The following is a 17,250-nucleotide window of genomic DNA, read 5'->3' on the forward strand; positions in this document are numbered from 1 at the left end:
ACGTTACTACTGCAATAATTACCACCTCATATTTGTTTCTTTCTTAAGGCAAACTAAAGCAAATATAAAAGGAAGGTGTTGTGCAAAAAACATGAATAAACCTTTCGTACCGCAGCTTGTATATTTCGAACCGAAAGCATTGGACTATCCGCTCGGCAAAGAACTAAAAGAAAAATTTGAAGCTTTAGGTATTGAGATACGTTATACAACCTCCCATAACCAAATACGTAACTTCCCCGGAGACAATGATTTGCAAAAATATCGAATCGCAAAATCTACACTTGTCGTTGGTATTCGCAAAACTCTGAAATTCGATACGTCCAAGCCATCTGCTGAATATGCTATTCCACTTGCTACAGGATGTATGGGTCACTGCCATTATTGCTACTTACAAACAACAATGGGAAGCAAACCGTACATTCGGACATATGTGAATGTCGAGGAAATATTTGAAGCAGCTAATCGGTATATTGAAGAACGTGCACCTGAAATCACACGGTTTGAAGCGGCCTGTACTTCCGATATTGTAGGGCTGGATCACTTAACACATTCTTTAAAGAAAGCGATAGAGCATTTCGGCGAAACCGAGTTGGGCAGATTAAGGTTCGTTACAAAATTCCATCATGTTGATCATTTACTCGATGCAAAACATAATGGCCATACAAGATTTCGTTTTAGTATTAATGCGGATTATGTCATAAAAAACTTTGAACCCGGTACCTCCTCGCTCGCTCAGCGGATCGAAGCAGCCGGCAAAGTAGCGAGAGCCGGTTATCCTCTTGGATTTATCGTAGCGCCAATTTACCTTCATGATGGATGGCAGGATGGCTATTATCATATGTTTGAACGACTTGATGCTGAACTCCCCCAAGACGTCCGCGAAGATATTACATTTGAATTTATTCAGCACCGTTTTACAAAGGCCGCTAAAAACGTGATTAATAAAAACTATCCGAAGACAAAGCTGAAACTGGATGAATCTGTAAGACGTGTAAAATGGGGTAAATACGGAATCAGTAAGTATATTTATCAAAAGAACGAAGAGGACGAAATGAAAGAAAAGCTTTACAGTTACATGGAAAAATTTTTTCCGAATGCCAAACTTGAGTATTTCACATAAAAGTAAAAGCAGACACGTTCAAAATGAACGGTCTGCTTCTTATATTTAACGGATTGTTAATTTTTATTTTGTAAAATCAATTTTCTTTTGCAATAAATAAATTGTGACGCCGCCTACTAGCATTGAAAAGGCCTCTCCCACTGCTACCATTCCGTACGTTGGCCAAAATGGCAGATCAAAAACGATCATCAGCTGAGCTGCAACTGTAAACATGGATGCCGTAAAAATAATACCGGTTACAATAATTTTTAGCACTAAGTTTTTCATATTTTTTGTAACGATTCGGCAAATAATCAAGACAATCAGTGTAGCAATCCCGCCTACCGGTACATCAATCCACCACATTGGTGAAAAGAGATTCGCAATGACGACACCTAATGTTACTCCTACTATGTATCGTTTATGGAATAGCACTAAATAGTTAAACATTTCCGACAGCCTTAATTGGACGGCTCCGAAACTAATGACAGCCAAAACAAGCGTCACTGCTACATAAAGAGAAGCAACGATCGCAACTTTAGCCGTTTCATGCACGTTGACACGTGAAGATGAAACAGAATTTTCCATTATTTAATTTCCTCCTTTATAAAATAGCATGAAGTTGCTATTTTACTGATAACTATGACCAAAGGAGCATGGGTGCTAGTACCCTGTCAAAGTGTCATAGTGTGATTTTGCACCCATTCATTATGGAGTAAATATTAAATAATGGCAATACTTTATTTATTCATCCATCCACCATCAACCGGTATAATTGTTGCATGCATATAATCGCTTGCTTCACTCGCTAAAAATAATGTCACGTTTGCAACCTCTTCAGGCTTCGCCCATCTGCCAGCAGGTGTTTGCTCTGCCACTAACTTCGCCATTTCACCTGCCCCTTCAAAATCGGCCGCATTCATCGGTGTTTCAATTGCACCCGGTGCAATCCCGTTGATACGTATCCCTTCCTTGCAATAATCATAGGAAAGCTGTTTTGTATAACCGATTACGGCATGTTTGGACGCGGTATATGCTGCACCACCGCCACCTGCAATCATTCCAGCAATCGATGCCATATTTACAATAACACCGCGCTTTTGCTTAAGCATTTTCTTTAATACCGCATTCGTTACAAAGAACATCCCTTTTACATTCACGTTAAAGATTTTGTCCCATAATGATTCTTCTGTTTCAAGTGACGGGACATAACCATCAAGGATACCGGCTGTATTACATAAAATATCGATTACTTCTAATTGTCCAATCGTTTCTTCAATAAACTGATGATCCGTTACACTTCCTGCATAGTGATAGTACTTGTCATCCGTTATTACTGCTTTTTCAATATCGATCCCAATAACAGTAGCCCCTTCTTTTAAAAAAGCTGCTGCTTGTGCTCGTCCGATTCCGGATGCGGCACCCGTAATGACGACGACTTTATTTTCAAATTGCTTTCCCACTGTTTTCCCTCCAAAAAAATAACTGACTTGCAATAAACAAGCCAGCATTAATTACTTATAGAACGATTTCCCAATCATCCGCTAAAATATCACAAACTGTCGGTGTAAACATCGTATACCCTTCACCAGTTACATTAATAACAAAATACGGATTCATGTCCAAGTCATCCAATGTAGTTGCAGGCACATACTTTACATATAGTTCAGCACCGCCCCAGCCTTTACGGATTATCTTCTCTCCATTTTTTAAACGAGGCAAAATTTCTTCAAATGTCATTTTCATCTTCCTTTATGTATTCATATTTCTTACACATATTATAACAATAAGTTGTGTAAATCACATGCACCGGGTGTCAAAAAGATATCCCGGTGCATGGCAGCCTTATGTTCCTCTATGCTTTGTAACTTCTTGCGGTGGGTTATTATGAATTACCTGATTAAACTCTTTTGAATACTCTTCACGACGATTCGTATCCTTTTTTTCCTTTTTATTCTTAGTGAAGCTTGTTTTACTTTTTTTCGCCATACTTTTTCACCTCCTAAAAACGAATTGGATTCTTATTTATTTTGCGTAAAATTGATGAATGTATGAAGACAATTTTTAGAGTTATGAAACCAAATCATTTTCCGTAGAAATTTTAAAACTTTTTGTATAAAAAATAAGATCTTACCTATACTATTAAAGATTTCACTTCAATCTAAATGACTGGAGGGTTAACCCGATGAGTGCGAATGATCAATCTCAAAAGGACCAACAAAAACTGAATAAGCTTACACAGAATATTTTTGGAGCAATCTAAAATTAATCTGAAAGCGAGGCAGTGTGTCATGGAGGATCATAAGTGGTAATCAAAATAAGAACCTGGAATTAAAAACTCCAGGTTCTTTCTTATTGTTAAAATCATTAGACAATACAATTTAAAATAAATTAAAAATTTTTCATAATCAACGTTTAAAAAACGAAATACAGCCTATACTATTAAAGATTTCACTTCAAATCTAAGTGACTGGAGGGTTAACCCGATGAGTGCGAAAGATCAATCTCAAAAGGACCAACAAAAACTGAATGAGCTTAAACAGAATATTTTGGAGCAATCTAAAATTTAATCTGAAAGCGAGGCAGTGTGTCATGGAGGAGCAAAAGTGATAATCAAAAAAAGAACCTGGAATTAAAAATCCAGGTTCTTTCTTATTTTTATGATTCTATACCGGCAATCCCAAATCCTCCAGGACCCGCATGAGTCGAGATCATCGCACCAGCCTGCATCCATCTTACGTTTTTAAAACCGGCTTCCTTCGCGATTGCTTCCAGACGTTTTTTAATTTGTTCATCCAGTCCGACCGAGTAGATTAAATACAATTGTTCCCGATCGATATTGTATTCATCTAAATAATCCCTCATCATCTTTTCTGCAACAATTTCCATCTTGCCACGGTATTTTCTAGTTGAAACAAGCTTTCCTTCTTTCAACTCAATACATGGCTTGATTTTAAGCAATGCACCACCGATGTAGGCAATATTGCTCACCCGTCCACCTGCTTTTAAAAAGTCTAAACTTCCTGGCAGGAACGCTAGCCTTGTTTTAGGAACGATTGATTCAATTTTTGCAATTAAATGCTCAGGGCTAATCTTAGGCTCTTCTTCAAGCAAGCGAGCTGCATACATCACTACTGCCCCCAATCCACCAGTTACATTTAACGCATCAATCAGAAAAAGATCATCAAAATCTTCTGCTGCAATTACCGCACTTTGAAAGGAAGCAGATGCTTTTGACGTATAGCCAATGTGAATAATGATACTTTCAGGAAATTTCAATCGAACCTTTGTAAACAACTCTTCATATTCATGGACATTCGTCGCTGCCGTAGACGGTATTGACTTTGTTCGATCATAAAAATCAAAAACTTCTTCTACTGACAGCTCACCATCCAAATAATCTTTCCCATCCATAATAACGTGCATCGGTACTACTTGAATTTGATGTTTTTCAACCAGGTCCTTCGGTAAATCCGCACCACTCTCAGTCGATAAAATAATTCTTTTCATTGTACCTTCCTTTCAAAAACGCAGACATTGCTGCCATCTTTTTTGCATATCTCCCTTAAATATACACTATAAAGGAAATGCGGGATGCACAACATTTAGAATGAGTGTTGTATAAAATACATATAGTAAATTCAAATGCAGTTCAGAAATTTGCACCATTATTATTAGGTATCTAATTTACTGCCTTACTATTGGCATCGAACAGCATCTGAATGAGCCGCCCGACTTAATGATTTCTGAAAAGTCGACTTCCAGCACTTCATAACCATGCTGTCTCATTTGATAATTCACATCACTGTTAACCGGCAAGCTCAGCACACGATTTTGTCCAATCGAAAGCACATTTGTCCCCATTGTAAACTGCTCGTTTTCGCTTACTTCGATTAAGTCATACATACTCGATAAATGTTTAACTACTTCCGGTTCGAATGCATCCGGAAAAACAAGTGCATCTTTTGATGAAAGAATATTGAATACACAGTCTAAATGTAAATATTTTGGGTTAAACGGGATTGGAAGGACTTCAAAATCAGGCAGTTGTTTTTGTAAATTTTGAATAGCCTTCTCGCATGTGCGATCACTGATTCCGACAAAAACCCGAGGACCGTCAATAATCACATCGCCACCTTCAATTGAATATTTAGAAAGGTTATGATACGAAATTTTATTCTCCTTTAGCCATTGTGCCAGTACTTCATCTTCACCTTGACGGATAGGATTTGCCATCTGCGAAACAAACAACTGATCTCCAATAGTAAAACCAATATCTCTTGTAAATACTTGTTCCGGGTGCTCTTTACTAGGAGGGAGTTTAATTACTTCCACACCAGCATTAAGTAGCGTTTGTTCAAACTTTTGATGCTGGGCTAGTGCAAGATTCTGATCGATATTATCATGCTTATATTTTTTTTGAACATCATTGATTACTTCTTTAATTTCCATATATTTAGGTTCACATAATACAACTTTTTTTAAAGTTCCATATTCGCTTTGACATGCTATTTGGGATTGCTTTGAAAATGTATTTACCATAAGTCATCCTCCAGATTCTTAATTCACCTTTTTACCATTCCCTATTTTTACGTTTCCATAAACAATTTTTAATCAATATAAGGTGAATACTGTTGTTTCAAGTAATTTTCATTAGGGTATGGAAATGCAATAAGAATAAACTGAAGAACATTAACGGAGGAGATTTTATGATTACGAAGGGTCAGGCTCTATTAACGAAAGAAGATTTCCACAATCGAACGGATTTACCAAGTTGGCTCTATAAAGAATACGAAACGTTTCATAAAACAGTAACGGATAAAACATTTCCTTGTTTTTTTGGGATGAGTGGCGAGCTTAAAGGCGAACTTCGGTATGCATATATTACACAGGACGACTGGAGTAATTTACCTCAAGCAGTAGAAGGATTTTTAGAATTATTTAAACAGCCCAATTATAAAAGACACGGTCTATTTGTATTTGTTGAACCTTTCGAACAAGAAGGGGCACTCGATGATTACCGTCAACAGTTTTGGGATATTCTCCAGTATCTACATACAGCCGATAAAGTAGAATGGCCAGAAAACAGCCCTCGTGATCCAGATCATTATTTATGGGATTTCCACTTCGCCGGAGAACCAATATTTGTATTTGGAAATGCTCCTGCATATAAGAAGCGCAAAACCCGCCATTTAGGAAATGCGATGGTGCTCGGATTCCAGCCACGTAAAATCTTCCAAGGTTTAGAAGGTACCGAAAAAGGCGGTATTATGTCCAGGGATAAAGTACGGAAGCGTGTAGAGGTTTGGGATCAACTTCCGAAGCACCCGGATATCGGCCACTTTGGAGATCCGACACATAACGAATGGAAACAATCCTTTATCGGCGACGATATTGTACCGATCCAAGGGAAATGCCCTTTCCAACATAAATCATTGCTATTATAGTGCTATAAAAAAGAACGAATCCATCGTGAGATTCGTTCTTTTATTTATTTAATTAAGCTTCTTCGAACGAAATAACATAGTCAGTGCAAATAAAAATAAAAAAATTGTTACAAGCCGACGCTTCAACGGTTTGCCAGCTAACATTCTAATCCGGCAATCCCGACGCCCCCTGGACCAGCATGCGCAGATATCCCAGCTCCAGCCTGCATCCATTTCACATTTTCGAATCCCTTCCCCTTTGCAATTTCAACCATCCGATTTTTAATACCTTCATCAAGTCCGATTGAGTAAATCAAAAATAGCAGTTTTTTATCAATATTATATTCATTTAAAAAATCACGCATAAACTTCTCTGCTACCATACTCATCTTCCCGCGATAGTTTCTTGTTGAAACTAGTTTACCTTCTTTCAATTCAATGCAAGGTTTTATTTTCAACAGTGCACCACCAATATATACAAGATTGCTTACTCTTCCTCCAGCTTTCAAAAATTCGAGACTGCCTGGTAGAATTGAAAGCCTAGTTTTGGGAACAAAGGATTCTATTTCCTTTATTAAACGAACATGGTCAATGGAAGGTTCGTTTTCAATTAATAATGCTGCATGCATAACGATTGCTGCAAGTCCTCCAGTTATATTTAATGAGTCGATTAAATACAGATCATCAAAGTCTTCTGCTGCTATGACCGCGCTTTGAAAAGTGACAGATGCTTTCGATGTACATCCAATATGAATAATAATACTATCCGGAAAATCTGCTCTGATTTTTGAAAATAAATCATGATATTCCTGAACGTTAGTAGCTGAAGTAGACGGGATCTTCTTCGTGCGATTGTAATAATCAAAGACTTCCTCTACAGAAAGTTCCCCGTCCAAATAATCTTTTCCATCCATAATGATATGCATTGGAGCCACTTGAATTTGATATTTCTCAACCAATTCTTGCGGTAAATCTGCCCCACTGTCAGTCGATAATATAATCTTACTCATCCTATACACCTTCCAATTAACGCAGCTATTTCTGCGTACTTATATTTTTATCAATAGTGAACCTATAGATGCCACTATATTATTTTGTTAAACCTCTACTATATTTATATGTAAGAGTTGAGATTGCATAACCTGTTTAGACATCCCCAATAGAAAAAAACGAATTTTTTTCAAATCCGTTTTGTAATCTATTGAGCTTAATCTTTTTCTCCCTATTTCAAAATCGTTCCTCAGTAAGATCTACATTTACCGAAACTGCTGCTTTATTTCCTCTTGCAGCCGAAATCATTAACGATGAAGGTCGTGCTGTTTCGGTTTCTCCTGCAATGTAGACATTTTTCTCAGATGTTCTGCCAACACCGTCAGTTATGACTTTCCCGTTTTCATGTACTTCACAACCTAACATTTCCACAAGCTTATTCGGACGGTAATACGTTGGTGCTACAAAACCAAAAGATCGTTCTAGCGTATCTCCCGATTCAAACTCGATTTTTTCTAAAAACCCGTCATTACCAATTAATGCTTTTATCTGATCCTCTATTATTTTGATATTCCGTTTTTCTAACAGCGAAGTCGCCTCTTCCGAAAGTTCAAGGCCATTTGTCAGAACAACTAAATCCTGCGACCAGTTATAAATCAACTTAGTCAAATGCAGCACATGCTCTTCTTTTTCAGCGATGACCACTAAAGGCTTATCCCGCTGTTCCCAGCCATCACAATAGGGACAACTGAATAAACTCTTCCCGTAATAATTCCTTATACTCGGTATGAAAAAAACTTCTTGAATGCCTGTAGCCAATATAACTTTTTCCGTTATATACTCCTTCTCATTAGAAGCTTTAACAATATACCTGTCACTATCTTTATCCTTAGTAATTTCCGTAACAGTTGCGTTTACGTACGATACTGTTGGATAGTTCTCGAGTTCCTTCAAACCTATTTCTCTAAACTCCTGAGGGTTTGTCCGATCACGAGTAATAAATCCGCGCGCCTCTGCAGTCACACGATTACGATTCGTATTATCGTCGAATAAAACAATCTCTCTTCTAGCTCTGCCTAAAACTAAACTGGCACTTAATCCAGACGGTCCTCCGCCGATAATAATACAATCCAATATATCCATTTTTATCACCCACTCATAGTTGTTTCTAATTTCTTTAAATTCCCAGTATCTTTATAGAAAAAACCTCAATAATTCCTTATGCCCCATCTTGGATATTTTGAACCAAAAATCCACAAGTATCCTTTAGTCAATAATTTTTGTATAAAAGACGTCTCAAAAATCAAAAAATTATAACTTTTTAATATATATATATAGTAAAATCGATAAATTTAGATAGACAAAAGTCCTGCAATCATATATTCTATTACTCGTCTTTGCAACCCTCATTTTGGGAATGAAAGTCAATATATAGGTAAAAGGTAGATGAAAATGAATATACTCAAAAATTTAAAGATAAAAACTAAGTGGATGGTACTGATATCACTGGCAGTTATTGCAGCGGTCGTCATTACTGTGTTATTTAGTCAGTGGACAGTACGAAATATTTTAACAGAAGAAAATGAACAGACTTCTTCTAACAATGCTGAAAATGCTGTTGATCAGGTGTCATTAGGTTTGGAAACTTACGAAACAAACCTTCTACAATTCGAGCAGGTTATCGAAACGATCGTACAAAAAGATGAAGTCGACTATTTACATATTGATGAAATTACAAGCACTTTAAAAGAAAATAACGAAAATTATTTGTCCGTCTACTTCATGGACTTTAAATCGGGCAAACTTCATTCAACACCTGCAATTGATTATGAGTGGGATGTACGTGAATCTCAAACTTTTGCAAAATTGAATGCAAACCCAAACTTACAATGGATGGATGTCTATTTGGATACTGGTATTAACAAGTTAATGACTTCTGTTATTGCCCCGGTATTTAAAGAGGACGAGCTAGTCGGTGCAGTCGGCTATGATATCGATTTCTCTACAATTGGTAAGATTCGCGAAGGCATTGAAGCAAAATCATCTTCAAAATTAATGATTGTCGATCCAAATGGATTGATTGTATCTTCATTTATCGAAGATGGGGACGGAACAAATATCAATGCCGATAATTCAGGCAAGATTGCTGGTGTTACCGATTTATTAAATACTTCCGAATTAGAGAAAAAGTTTAACTGGCTGTCAGATGCTAAAAATGGCACTAACCAAATTGAACAGTTTAAATGGGATGACGTGAATTATACAGGTGAAATTCAAGTTATCGAGAAGAATAACTGGCAGATTGTTTCTTTAGTAGATGAAGATAGTTATGCACAACAGTTAAATAAGTTATCGATTGTCGGTTGGATTTCAATATTGATCGGTTTAATAATCGGATGTTTATTCGCCTATTTCATGGCACGAAAATTAGTCGATATTTTAAATAGCTTTAATGATGTATTTGAAAAAACAGCAAGCGGTGACTTTATTTCACGTTTTGAAACAAAGTCAAATGATGAAATTGCAGACTTAGCCAATCAATACAACCATATGCTAGACGAGGTTCGCAATTTAATTAACCAAGTAAATGAAAATTCAATGGAAATCCAACATTCTTCAAACAGTTTATCTATTATTGCCAAGGAAAATGAGCAGGCATTAAATAATGTCTCGAACAGCATCGAAGAAATTGCTATGAATACAAGTACACAGGCTGAAAAAATGCATGATGGTTCTACAGCTATCCACGTATTGGCCGATGAGATAGAATCTATTGAGCTCAAAACTCAGCAAATGGTTAATGATGCTGACGAAGCATTGGTAGAAGTGCATACAAGTATTGATAAAGTACAACAATTGGAAACATCCTATGCGAATTTAGAACGCGCATTTAATGAAGTGACGGTCGTAACCGAACAGTTAGATGGAAAAACGAAATCCATTTCGAAAGTAACCGATGTGATCGCCCAAATTACTGAACAAACTAATTTACTAGCACTCAATGCTTCTATTGAAGCTGCTCGAGCAGGTGAGCACGGAAAAGGATTTGCAGTTGTAGCAGATGAAGTAAGAAGCTTGGCAGAAAGCTCAAAAGCGGCAACAACGAATATTCAGCAAATCATTCTAAGTATTTTAGAGGACACGAAGCAACTCGTTCAAGTGATGAATCAGACAAACGAGATTAGCGAAGATCAGAAATTAGCCGTTAATACTGTAGATAATGCAATTAAACAACTTTCTGATACATTGAAAAATATGAAAGTGTCGATTTCAAACACGATGGATAATGTATCAACAATGCAACAGCAAAAAAATGTCGTTGTCTCTTCAATAGCAGTTGTTAATGAAATGACAACAGAAGTTACAGCAGAGACGCAAGAAATTGCGAGTTCAATCGAAGAACAAACATCCGCTACTTCTGAAGTGACGATGCATGCTACGCACTTAAATAAACAAGTTGAAAAATTAACTGACTCTGTTTCGAAATTTAAGCTATAGGAAATTAAATTGAGGCAGGGACATAACCCAAAAACGCTATTTTTCTCTTAGAAAAATAGCGTTTTTTTGCTGAGTGTTAAAAATTGATTTCCATTCCGGGACGCTTTCCGCGGGCGTGAGGCCAACACGATGTTGGTCACAAAAGCGTTGCCATAGGACGTGGCGCTCTTAGCTTTTGTTCCTAGTCTCAGGCGTCACGCTATTCCCGCAGGAAGCTTTGCTTGTAGCGAAAGGCGTAGCCGTCAGCTACACTCGCCCTACATTCCAATCAATTTTGCAAAATATCCGTTTCTTAATAAAGGATTTCCTGTTATTTATCGGTTATTCTACTTATGTCCCAGTTTCTTCTTATGAAAAACTTAACAATCCTTCTTATTCTGTTTTTGGTTTTTATTGCGATTTTGGTTCTGGTTCTGGTTCTGGTTTTGATCAAAGTTTACTTCCTGAGCAAATTCTTCTCTGTTTGCTCGTGGTCTGTTAGCATTTTGGTTTTGATTTTGCTGTTTTTTGTTATCCTGAGTTTTATTGTTTTTATGTTTATTGTTCCCCATTCCAACTCACCTCCACTAACAGTGTGTGTGGAAAGTACTTTTCTATCCCAATGTTTCACCAATAGCTATGCTGTAAATTTTTGTGCAATTCGACTTCGACTAGTATTTATAAATTTATTGTAGTAAATGCCATGAAATCCCCGTGAACACTTTCACACACCTCAATACGTTTGAGTATGTTATTAAAAGAGCCCAATTTTCATCTTACTATAGACTAAAAAGTAGAGAGGAATGGTATGAGTGTATCCTTATTATACAAATGGTTTCACCTATCCGCTTAGCGCTTCCTATGCGCAACCCTTTTCCCAATACACTGCACCGCTTCGGCATTTTTTAATTCGGCAACTGAGCACTCTTGATCAGCGTTGTATAAGTAAAACAGAGGCCGATTATATGGCGATGAATCGATTACTTTGGATGGAGCATGTCAATTGGACGCGGATGACGATTATTAGCATTGTGTTCCAATTGCCTGATTTACCATTTGTACAAAAGCGCCTCCTGCAAAACGCAACTGACTTGGGCAATTGTCTGCGCCCGTTTTATGGAGACCAGATTGCGGATTACTACGCTAAGCTTATTCAAGATCACCTAGTCATTGCTGCGGAACTTGTAACAGCCGCTGTCAAAGGAGATACAAACACAGTGAAGCGCAGGGTTCCCCCTTCTACTAGGGTTAATTTATTATTGATATAATTTTATAATCGGTCTTCTTGTGCTGCGAGCTAATTTTTTTATACCTTTCCCTAGTGAAATTTATGTATAAGACATATGACTTGTCAATCATTGACTCATCAACTAAAATAAAAACCTATTCCAATTTCGATAAAGAAGGGTGAAAAAAATGTTACAACAAAAATCAGCTTTAGAAAAATTAATGGAAGAACGTAAATCAGTTCGTAAATATGAACCAGGTGTTGCGATTCCTCGCGAGACAATTCAACATATACTTCAACAGGCAACAACAGCTCCATCATCTAGTAACCTGCAGCCTTGGCGCTTCCTTATTATTGACGATGCTGAACAGAAGAAAGAGTTGCGCATTGCCGGATTTAATCAGGAACAAATCGAAACATCATCAGCGATTATTGCGGTAATCGGCGATATTGAAATGTATAAAAATGCCAAGCAAATTAACGATTTAAATGTAGAGCTGGGCTATATGCCACGCGAGATTGCTGATATGATGATTTCTAATTCCGAAGCGGCGTACAGCAGTTTTTCCGATGCTGAACGCAGTAATATTGCCCATTTAGATTCAGGTTTAATTTCTATGCAAATAGTACTTTTAGCGAAGGATATGGGCTATGATACCGTAATCATGGGCGGCTTCGATAAAGCTGCATTCGCTAAAAAATATGAACTGCCTGCAAATGAGGTGCCGATGATCTTAATCGCTATCGGAAAGGCTGCTATGCCGGCACGTAATTCATCTCGCCTGCCATTCGAACAAATTATTCGTTTCTCCAGCTAATGGGATTACAGGTTCCTTTACCTGACAGGTGTAATTCAAATCATATAGTTTGAATTTTTTTATGCTTTATCCGAATAAACGGAAATGCTACCATATAGGGATAGATACCTAGAACGAAAAACAATCAATGTAGGGAGGGTTAGTATGGAAGTTTGTTTGGATGATAAAAAACAGATGATTATGATGTTAAAAAGATTAGATCGTCATGTAACGCAAATTTTTGAAAAAAGAACAGAAGTCAGTTTGACGCGATACGAAATTTTAGTTTCTTTAATTAAAAAAGGAAGCGTTACTCAAAAGGTCCTGCAACAATCCTTAGCTATCGACCAAGCGGCAATCACACGTCATTTGAAGCTGCTTGAAGAACAGCAATATGTCGAACGTAAACGCAACGAGAAAAACAACCGGGAAGTACTTGTAACGATTTCCGATAAAGGACGAGCATTACTTGAAGGTTGTACAATGTTTAAAGATCAGTTTCTGAATGATCTTTATGAAGATTTTTCGGATAGCGAATTACAGCAACTCAAGCATTTTCTTACACGCTTAAATGATAATGTAGATAATCTTTAACCGGTGTATAATAATAAACTAAGAAGAACGATTTCCCCTTATTGAGGATATCGTTCTTCTTTTTTGTTGCTTTAATATACTGGAAATAAATTAAATGAGAATGTTTATCATCTATGTTATACTATAACTATAAGAAAATAAGCATTACTTAAGGAGAATGTATTATGCAAATATACTGGACGAAAATAAATAAAATCATTGAAGAAACGCCAGCAGTGAAAACGTTTTTGCTGGATCTCCCTGAAGGCTTCACGTGGGAAGAAGGTGCACATACACACCTTGCTTTAGAAGGGTTCAATGCCGGGGATCAGCCAAATAAAAGCTTAGTTCGTCATATGTCCATCTCAACACTACCAAATGAGCAGACTGTCGGGATTACAACTCGCATAAGAGAACTGTGCTCTGAGTTTAAATCGATTTTAAGAAATCTGGAAGTCGGCGATAAAGTGGCACTATTTAAAATCCATTCCAACGTACCGCTAAAAAGAGAAGATAAAAATATTTACCTTTTATCTTCCGGGGTAGGTCTCGCAACGTTCAGACCGCTTGTACTTACTTATATGGAACGACCTGATCACATCAACCGCATTCATTCTCTTACAATCGATTCAACACAAGACTATTTATTTACAGATGTTTTTGAATCTGCTCCAGGTAAAAATTTCACAGCACAGTATGTCAATAATCGAAATGATTACTATGAAGAAGTGAAAAAACTTGCTGCAGATCAGGACGGTCTATTCTACGTTGTCGGCAGTGATGAGTTTATTTTGCAAAACATCGACGTGTTGCGCGAACAAGGCATTAAACCGGAACAAATTGTCCTTGATAAACGTGAACGACAATTAGCTAAATTTTTTTCGCCTGAAACTGTAGTTTGAACAACTGTATTCCCAAAAAATCACAATGGGCAAAAGAAAGAAAAAGAACGAATTGACCATAATCCCGTCCTTTTTCAATACTAACCTAAATCAGGCGACCGCTTGTTCCTTTATTGCCAATTTCCTGCCCCGCAATCAGAAAGACCTAGAGACTACACCTCTAGGTCTTTTTAAATTACACCAACTATGGCCGGGCGATAGCTTCATGAAGAACGATGTGGTAATTCTTGATATTTAGGAATAAACTGAATCCGCTTCCGGTACTAAATATAATTTAAATTGTACGGAATTTCATCCTGCTAATGTTCACCTGGATTGATTAATAATCGCACTTATTTTTCTAGCCACTTATCTACTGTTTCTTGATTTTCTTCCACCCATACTTCCGCTAACTCTCTCAGCGGCTTCCCTTCATCCAATTGCATAATCCATTCTTCTACCATATCCAACGTCAGCTCCATGTTGGAAAATAACTTATAGGCTGTCGGTGATTCTTCCTTAAGATTCGGCGTGACTGCAATTTGAACATCATCGCTCTTCCATGTATTAAGTGGATCCTCTAAAAATTTAATGTCAAAACGAACAAACATAGGATGCGGGCGCCAAGCATTAAATACAATGGCCTCTTCCTTTTCAAACATGGTATCTACTTGGGCAAGCATTGCAGCAACACTACTATTTTGTACTTTAAAGTCGTCCATGCCATATGTTTTTATCATTTCTTCAGTCGTCATAGCCATACCGCTTCCTGGCTCAATGGCATAAACTTTATTATTAAAAAGCTCTGGATGATCTGCAACATCTTGAATTGTATTAATATCCTCTAAATACTGTGGCACTGCCATTCCAAATGGCATATCTGAATATAAAGTACCCGCTATTTCAAATGATTCACTATATTTCTCCAAATAATCTTTATGTAAATTCGGACTCCAAACATCGACAAACGCATCTATCGTCTGATTAGAAAGCGCTTCATATAAGATTCCGATTTCCGCTTCCTCAATCTCTACTTCAAAACCTTCTTGCTCCAAAATAACTTGTGATAAATAAGCTGGTACCGTCGAATAATCATATGGGTCTAACCCAATTGACAACTTAGTTTTTTCTCCTGTTCCACTTGTATCATTTGCTGTCCCCTCGTTTTTATCATCGGTATCTCCACAAGCTACAAGTAAAAGCGCCAACATTGCTACAATAAGACCATTAATAATTTGTTTTTTAGAATGCTTCATAATAATAAAAATTCCCTCTCTCCTATTAAATTTTCCTTTTTCTAACTTAATCTATAACTATATCATAATATCTTGGTATACCGCTACCTTCATACAAATTAATAAGTAAAAGCAGACGGTTTAGAAGTTTGATACCAATACTTCTAAACCGTCTGCTTTTTCACCTTATTCTAACCCCAACCAAGCCACCGCTTCACTTTCAGCCGCTTCTGATAGACCATTCAATTATCAGAAATAAATAAACTTCTAATAATAAAAATTGTCTATCATACCCATTTCTATCATCATCAATATTTAATGCAAACGATTTTTTTAGATGGTATATTAATTCGATTATAGAACTGTTTGGTAATTATTTTGAATCCATACCAAATAATTTAAAAGATATACTTTTATTAAGTATAGAATATACAAGAAAATTTCCAAATGAATTACCAACCATGAGCCCAACCCTGCTAATAAGGTCATTGTTTCTGTTTCAGCGTCATAATTTTTGAAACTTCTTGTAGCAAAAACGTATATATTCATTTACTCACATGAAATCCGTAAGCATGTATTAAAGTGTTTCTCCAATACCTTGTGCACTATGTATAGTCACCACGCTAATCAACTGCATTTCCTACTAAAAAAGATGGAATTGAATAAACTCAATTCCATCCTTTATTGAATATTTGATACCTGAAAATTTACAATTAATATTTATATGATTGACCGCCATCAATCGGTACTACAACACCATTGATGAAGTCTGCATGGTTTGAAAGCAGGAATGCCACTAAGTAGCCAACTTCTTCTGGTTTACCGAAGCGGCGCATTGGGTTTGGTTTAACAAATTCTTTCCCTACTTCTTCCCAATTTTCGCCACCCATTTGACGAAGTGAGCCCTCAACCATTGGTGTCATGATTGCACCTGGAGCAATTGCTTTAATAGAAACGCCATATTGACCATATTCGATTGCTGAGTTGCGTGTTAAACCGACAACGCCGTGCTTCGATGCAGCATAACCGGATTGATTGCCAACACCACGAATTCCTCCAACGGAAGCCGTATTTACAATTGACCCATAGCCTTGCTCTTTCATCACTTTTAATACGTATTTCATGCCATAAAATACGCCATTTAAGTTAATTGAAACAACCTTTTGGAATTCATCTATCTCGAAGTCTTCTGTTAAGTTTTGCTTTCCTTCGATTCCTGCATTGTTGAAGAATCCATCGATTTTTCCAAACTTCTCAACCGTTGCATCGACAAAACTTTTTACAGTATTTTCATCTGCTACGTTAGCTGTAATTAATAATGTTTCCGCTTGAGGAGCAATTGCCAAAACTTTTTCTTCAGTTTCTTTTAAGCCTGCTTCATTAAGGTCTACCAATACAAGCTTAGCTCCTTCTTCTGCCAATTGAAGTGTTGCCGATTGTCCAAGACCTGAACCTGCACCTGTAACGATTACTACTTTATCTTCAAAACGTTTCATACTTTTCTCCTCCAAGAGTGCTTGTTATTTTACATATTCATTCCTCAA

At 37.0% G+C, this 17,250-nt stretch carries 17 protein-coding genes and 1 pseudogene; 7 read left to right on the forward strand and 11 right to left on the reverse strand.

What is annotated here, in order from left to right:
- Nucleotides 1–91: 91 nt before the first annotated feature.
- Nucleotides 92–1,120: a spore photoproduct lyase gene (splB, locus tag MKY27_RS15540; RefSeq protein WP_339196168.1), complete on the forward strand. Its 1,029-nt coding sequence runs from the start codon at nucleotides 92–94 to the stop codon at nucleotides 1,118–1,120.
- Between the two features lie 63 nt (nucleotides 1,121–1,183).
- Here splB and MKY27_RS15545 read toward each other — a convergent pair whose 3' ends face one another.
- From MKY27_RS15545 to MKY27_RS15570, 6 genes are all read right to left on the reverse strand, one after another.
- The gene (locus MKY27_RS15545; protein ID WP_339196170.1) at nucleotides 1,184–1,687 is read right to left on the reverse strand and encodes a QueT transporter family protein; all 504 of its coding nucleotides are present in this window, start codon (nucleotides 1,685–1,687) and stop codon (nucleotides 1,184–1,186) included.
- A 152-nt stretch (nucleotides 1,688–1,839) separates the two neighbouring features.
- Nucleotides 1,840–2,562 (reverse strand): 3-oxoacyl-ACP reductase, encoded by a 723-nt coding sequence (locus MKY27_RS15550; protein ID WP_339196172.1) that lies wholly within the window; start codon nucleotides 2,560–2,562, stop codon nucleotides 1,840–1,842.
- 55 nt (nucleotides 2,563–2,617) lie between these two features.
- Nucleotides 2,618–2,839 (reverse strand): DUF2829 domain-containing protein, encoded by a 222-nt coding sequence (locus MKY27_RS15555; RefSeq protein WP_008405570.1) that lies wholly within the window; start codon nucleotides 2,837–2,839, stop codon nucleotides 2,618–2,620.
- A 105-nt stretch (nucleotides 2,840–2,944) separates the two neighbouring features.
- Nucleotides 2,945–3,088, reverse strand: a complete 144-nt coding sequence (locus tag MKY27_RS15560; RefSeq protein WP_014822645.1) for a hypothetical protein — start codon at nucleotides 3,086–3,088, stop codon at nucleotides 2,945–2,947.
- 669 nt (nucleotides 3,089–3,757) lie between these two features.
- Nucleotides 3,758–4,609 carry a DegV family protein gene (locus MKY27_RS15565; protein ID WP_339196174.1) on the reverse strand — a complete coding sequence of 284 codons (852 nt, stop codon included), beginning with the start codon at nucleotides 4,607–4,609 and terminating at the stop codon, nucleotides 3,758–3,760.
- Nucleotides 4,610–4,786: 177 nt separating this feature from the next.
- Entirely contained in the window at nucleotides 4,787–5,641 is an 855-nt protein-coding gene (locus MKY27_RS15570) for a dimethylarginine dimethylaminohydrolase family protein (protein WP_339196176.1), read from the reverse strand.
- Between the two features lie 167 nt (nucleotides 5,642–5,808).
- Here MKY27_RS15570 and MKY27_RS15575 point away from each other — a divergent pair, with 167 nt between their 5' ends.
- The gene (locus tag MKY27_RS15575) at nucleotides 5,809–6,546 is read left to right on the forward strand and encodes a YqcI/YcgG family protein (protein ID WP_339173751.1); all 738 of its coding nucleotides are present in this window, start codon (nucleotides 5,809–5,811) and stop codon (nucleotides 6,544–6,546) included.
- 137 nt (nucleotides 6,547–6,683) lie between these two features.
- Here the strand turns inward: MKY27_RS15575 and MKY27_RS15580 are convergent, their stop codons facing one another.
- Complete coding sequence (locus MKY27_RS15580) at nucleotides 6,684–7,535, reverse strand: DegV family protein (RefSeq protein WP_339196178.1); 852 nt, start codon at nucleotides 7,533–7,535, stop codon at nucleotides 6,684–6,686.
- A gap of 217 nt (nucleotides 7,536–7,752) precedes the next feature.
- A complete protein-coding gene (locus tag MKY27_RS15585) occupies nucleotides 7,753–8,658 on the reverse strand; it encodes an NAD(P)/FAD-dependent oxidoreductase (RefSeq protein WP_339196180.1) in 906 nt (301 codons plus the stop codon).
- 309 nt (nucleotides 8,659–8,967) lie between these two features.
- On the opposite strand from MKY27_RS15585, the gene MKY27_RS15590 reads away from it, so the two are divergent.
- Complete coding sequence (locus MKY27_RS15590; RefSeq protein WP_339196182.1) at nucleotides 8,968–11,013, forward strand: methyl-accepting chemotaxis protein; 2,046 nt, start codon at nucleotides 8,968–8,970, stop codon at nucleotides 11,011–11,013.
- Nucleotides 11,014–11,372: 359 nt separating this feature from the next.
- On the opposite strand, the gene MKY27_RS15595 is transcribed toward MKY27_RS15590, so the two are convergent.
- A complete protein-coding gene (locus MKY27_RS15595) occupies nucleotides 11,373–11,564 on the reverse strand; it encodes a hypothetical protein (protein WP_339196183.1) in 192 nt (63 codons plus the stop codon).
- A 345-nt stretch (nucleotides 11,565–11,909) separates the two neighbouring features.
- Here MKY27_RS15595 and MKY27_RS15600 point away from each other — a divergent pair.
- From MKY27_RS15600 to MKY27_RS15615, 4 genes and pseudogenes are all read left to right on the forward strand, one after another.
- A pseudogene (locus MKY27_RS15600) lies at nucleotides 11,910–12,206 on the forward strand (hypothetical protein); the annotation flags it as partial.
- A 202-nt stretch (nucleotides 12,207–12,408) separates the two neighbouring features.
- The gene (locus MKY27_RS15605) at nucleotides 12,409–13,038 is read left to right on the forward strand and encodes a nitroreductase family protein (RefSeq protein WP_339196184.1); all 630 of its coding nucleotides are present in this window, start codon (nucleotides 12,409–12,411) and stop codon (nucleotides 13,036–13,038) included.
- A gap of 144 nt (nucleotides 13,039–13,182) precedes the next feature.
- Nucleotides 13,183–13,611, forward strand: coding sequence for a MarR family transcriptional regulator (locus MKY27_RS15610; protein WP_339173769.1), 429 nt, complete (start codon nucleotides 13,183–13,185; stop codon nucleotides 13,609–13,611).
- A gap of 164 nt (nucleotides 13,612–13,775) precedes the next feature.
- Nucleotides 13,776–14,492 carry a dihydropteridine reductase gene (locus tag MKY27_RS15615; RefSeq protein WP_339196186.1) on the forward strand — a complete coding sequence of 239 codons (717 nt, stop codon included), beginning with the start codon at nucleotides 13,776–13,778 and terminating at the stop codon, nucleotides 14,490–14,492.
- A 332-nt stretch (nucleotides 14,493–14,824) separates the two neighbouring features.
- Here MKY27_RS15615 and MKY27_RS15620 read toward each other — a convergent pair whose 3' ends face one another.
- Complete coding sequence (locus tag MKY27_RS15620; RefSeq protein WP_339196188.1) at nucleotides 14,825–15,727, reverse strand: glycine betaine ABC transporter substrate-binding protein; 903 nt, start codon at nucleotides 15,725–15,727, stop codon at nucleotides 14,825–14,827.
- Nucleotides 15,728–16,419: 692 nt separating this feature from the next.
- Nucleotides 16,420–17,202 carry a glucose 1-dehydrogenase gene (locus MKY27_RS15625; RefSeq protein WP_339196190.1) on the reverse strand — a complete coding sequence of 261 codons (783 nt, stop codon included), beginning with the start codon at nucleotides 17,200–17,202 and terminating at the stop codon, nucleotides 16,420–16,422.
- Nucleotides 17,203–17,250 lie beyond the last annotated feature (48 nt).

Origin of the sequence: Solibacillus sp. FSL R5-0449, from assembly GCF_037975215.1 — a bacterium.
In the GTDB taxonomy this organism is placed as follows: Bacteria; Bacillota; Bacilli; order Bacillales_A; family Planococcaceae; genus Solibacillus.

What these genes read in the sequence shown, in the direction of transcription:
- splB (WP_339196168.1), top strand. Translation starts at nt 92, where the DNA reads ATGAATAAACCTTTCGTACCGCAGCTTGTATATTTCGAACCGAAAGCA.
- MKY27_RS15545 (WP_339196170.1), bottom strand. Translation starts at nt 1,687, where the DNA reads ATGGAAAATTCTGTTTCATCTTCACGTGTCAACGTGCATGAAACGGCT.
- MKY27_RS15555 (WP_008405570.1), bottom strand. Translation starts at nt 2,839, where the DNA reads ATGACATTTGAAGAAATTTTGCCTCGTTTAAAAAATGGAGAGAAGATA.
- MKY27_RS15560 (WP_014822645.1), bottom strand. Translation starts at nt 3,088, where the DNA reads ATGGCGAAAAAAAGTAAAACAAGCTTCACTAAGAATAAAAAGGAAAAA.
- MKY27_RS15565 (WP_339196174.1), bottom strand. Translation starts at nt 4,609, where the DNA reads ATGAAAAGAATTATTTTATCGACTGAGAGTGGTGCGGATTTACCGAAG.
- MKY27_RS15570 (WP_339196176.1), bottom strand. Translation starts at nt 5,641, where the DNA reads ATGGTAAATACATTTTCAAAGCAATCCCAAATAGCATGTCAAAGCGAA.
- MKY27_RS15575 (WP_339173751.1), top strand. Translation starts at nt 5,809, where the DNA reads ATGATTACGAAGGGTCAGGCTCTATTAACGAAAGAAGATTTCCACAAT.
- MKY27_RS15580 (WP_339196178.1), bottom strand. Translation starts at nt 7,535, where the DNA reads ATGAGTAAGATTATATTATCGACTGACAGTGGGGCAGATTTACCGCAA.
- MKY27_RS15585 (WP_339196180.1), bottom strand. Translation starts at nt 8,658, where the DNA reads ATGGATATATTGGATTGTATTATTATCGGCGGAGGACCGTCTGGATTA.
- MKY27_RS15590 (WP_339196182.1), top strand. Translation starts at nt 8,968, where the DNA reads ATGAATATACTCAAAAATTTAAAGATAAAAACTAAGTGGATGGTACTG.
- MKY27_RS15595 (WP_339196183.1), bottom strand. Translation starts at nt 11,564, where the DNA reads ATGGGGAACAATAAACATAAAAACAATAAAACTCAGGATAACAAAAAA.
- MKY27_RS15605 (WP_339196184.1), top strand. Translation starts at nt 12,409, where the DNA reads ATGTTACAACAAAAATCAGCTTTAGAAAAATTAATGGAAGAACGTAAA.
- MKY27_RS15610 (WP_339173769.1), top strand. Translation starts at nt 13,183, where the DNA reads ATGGAAGTTTGTTTGGATGATAAAAAACAGATGATTATGATGTTAAAA.
- MKY27_RS15615 (WP_339196186.1), top strand. Translation starts at nt 13,776, where the DNA reads ATGCAAATATACTGGACGAAAATAAATAAAATCATTGAAGAAACGCCA.
- MKY27_RS15620 (WP_339196188.1), bottom strand. Translation starts at nt 15,727, where the DNA reads ATGAAGCATTCTAAAAAACAAATTATTAATGGTCTTATTGTAGCAATG.
- MKY27_RS15625 (WP_339196190.1), bottom strand. Translation starts at nt 17,202, where the DNA reads ATGAAACGTTTTGAAGATAAAGTAGTAATCGTTACAGGTGCAGGTTCA.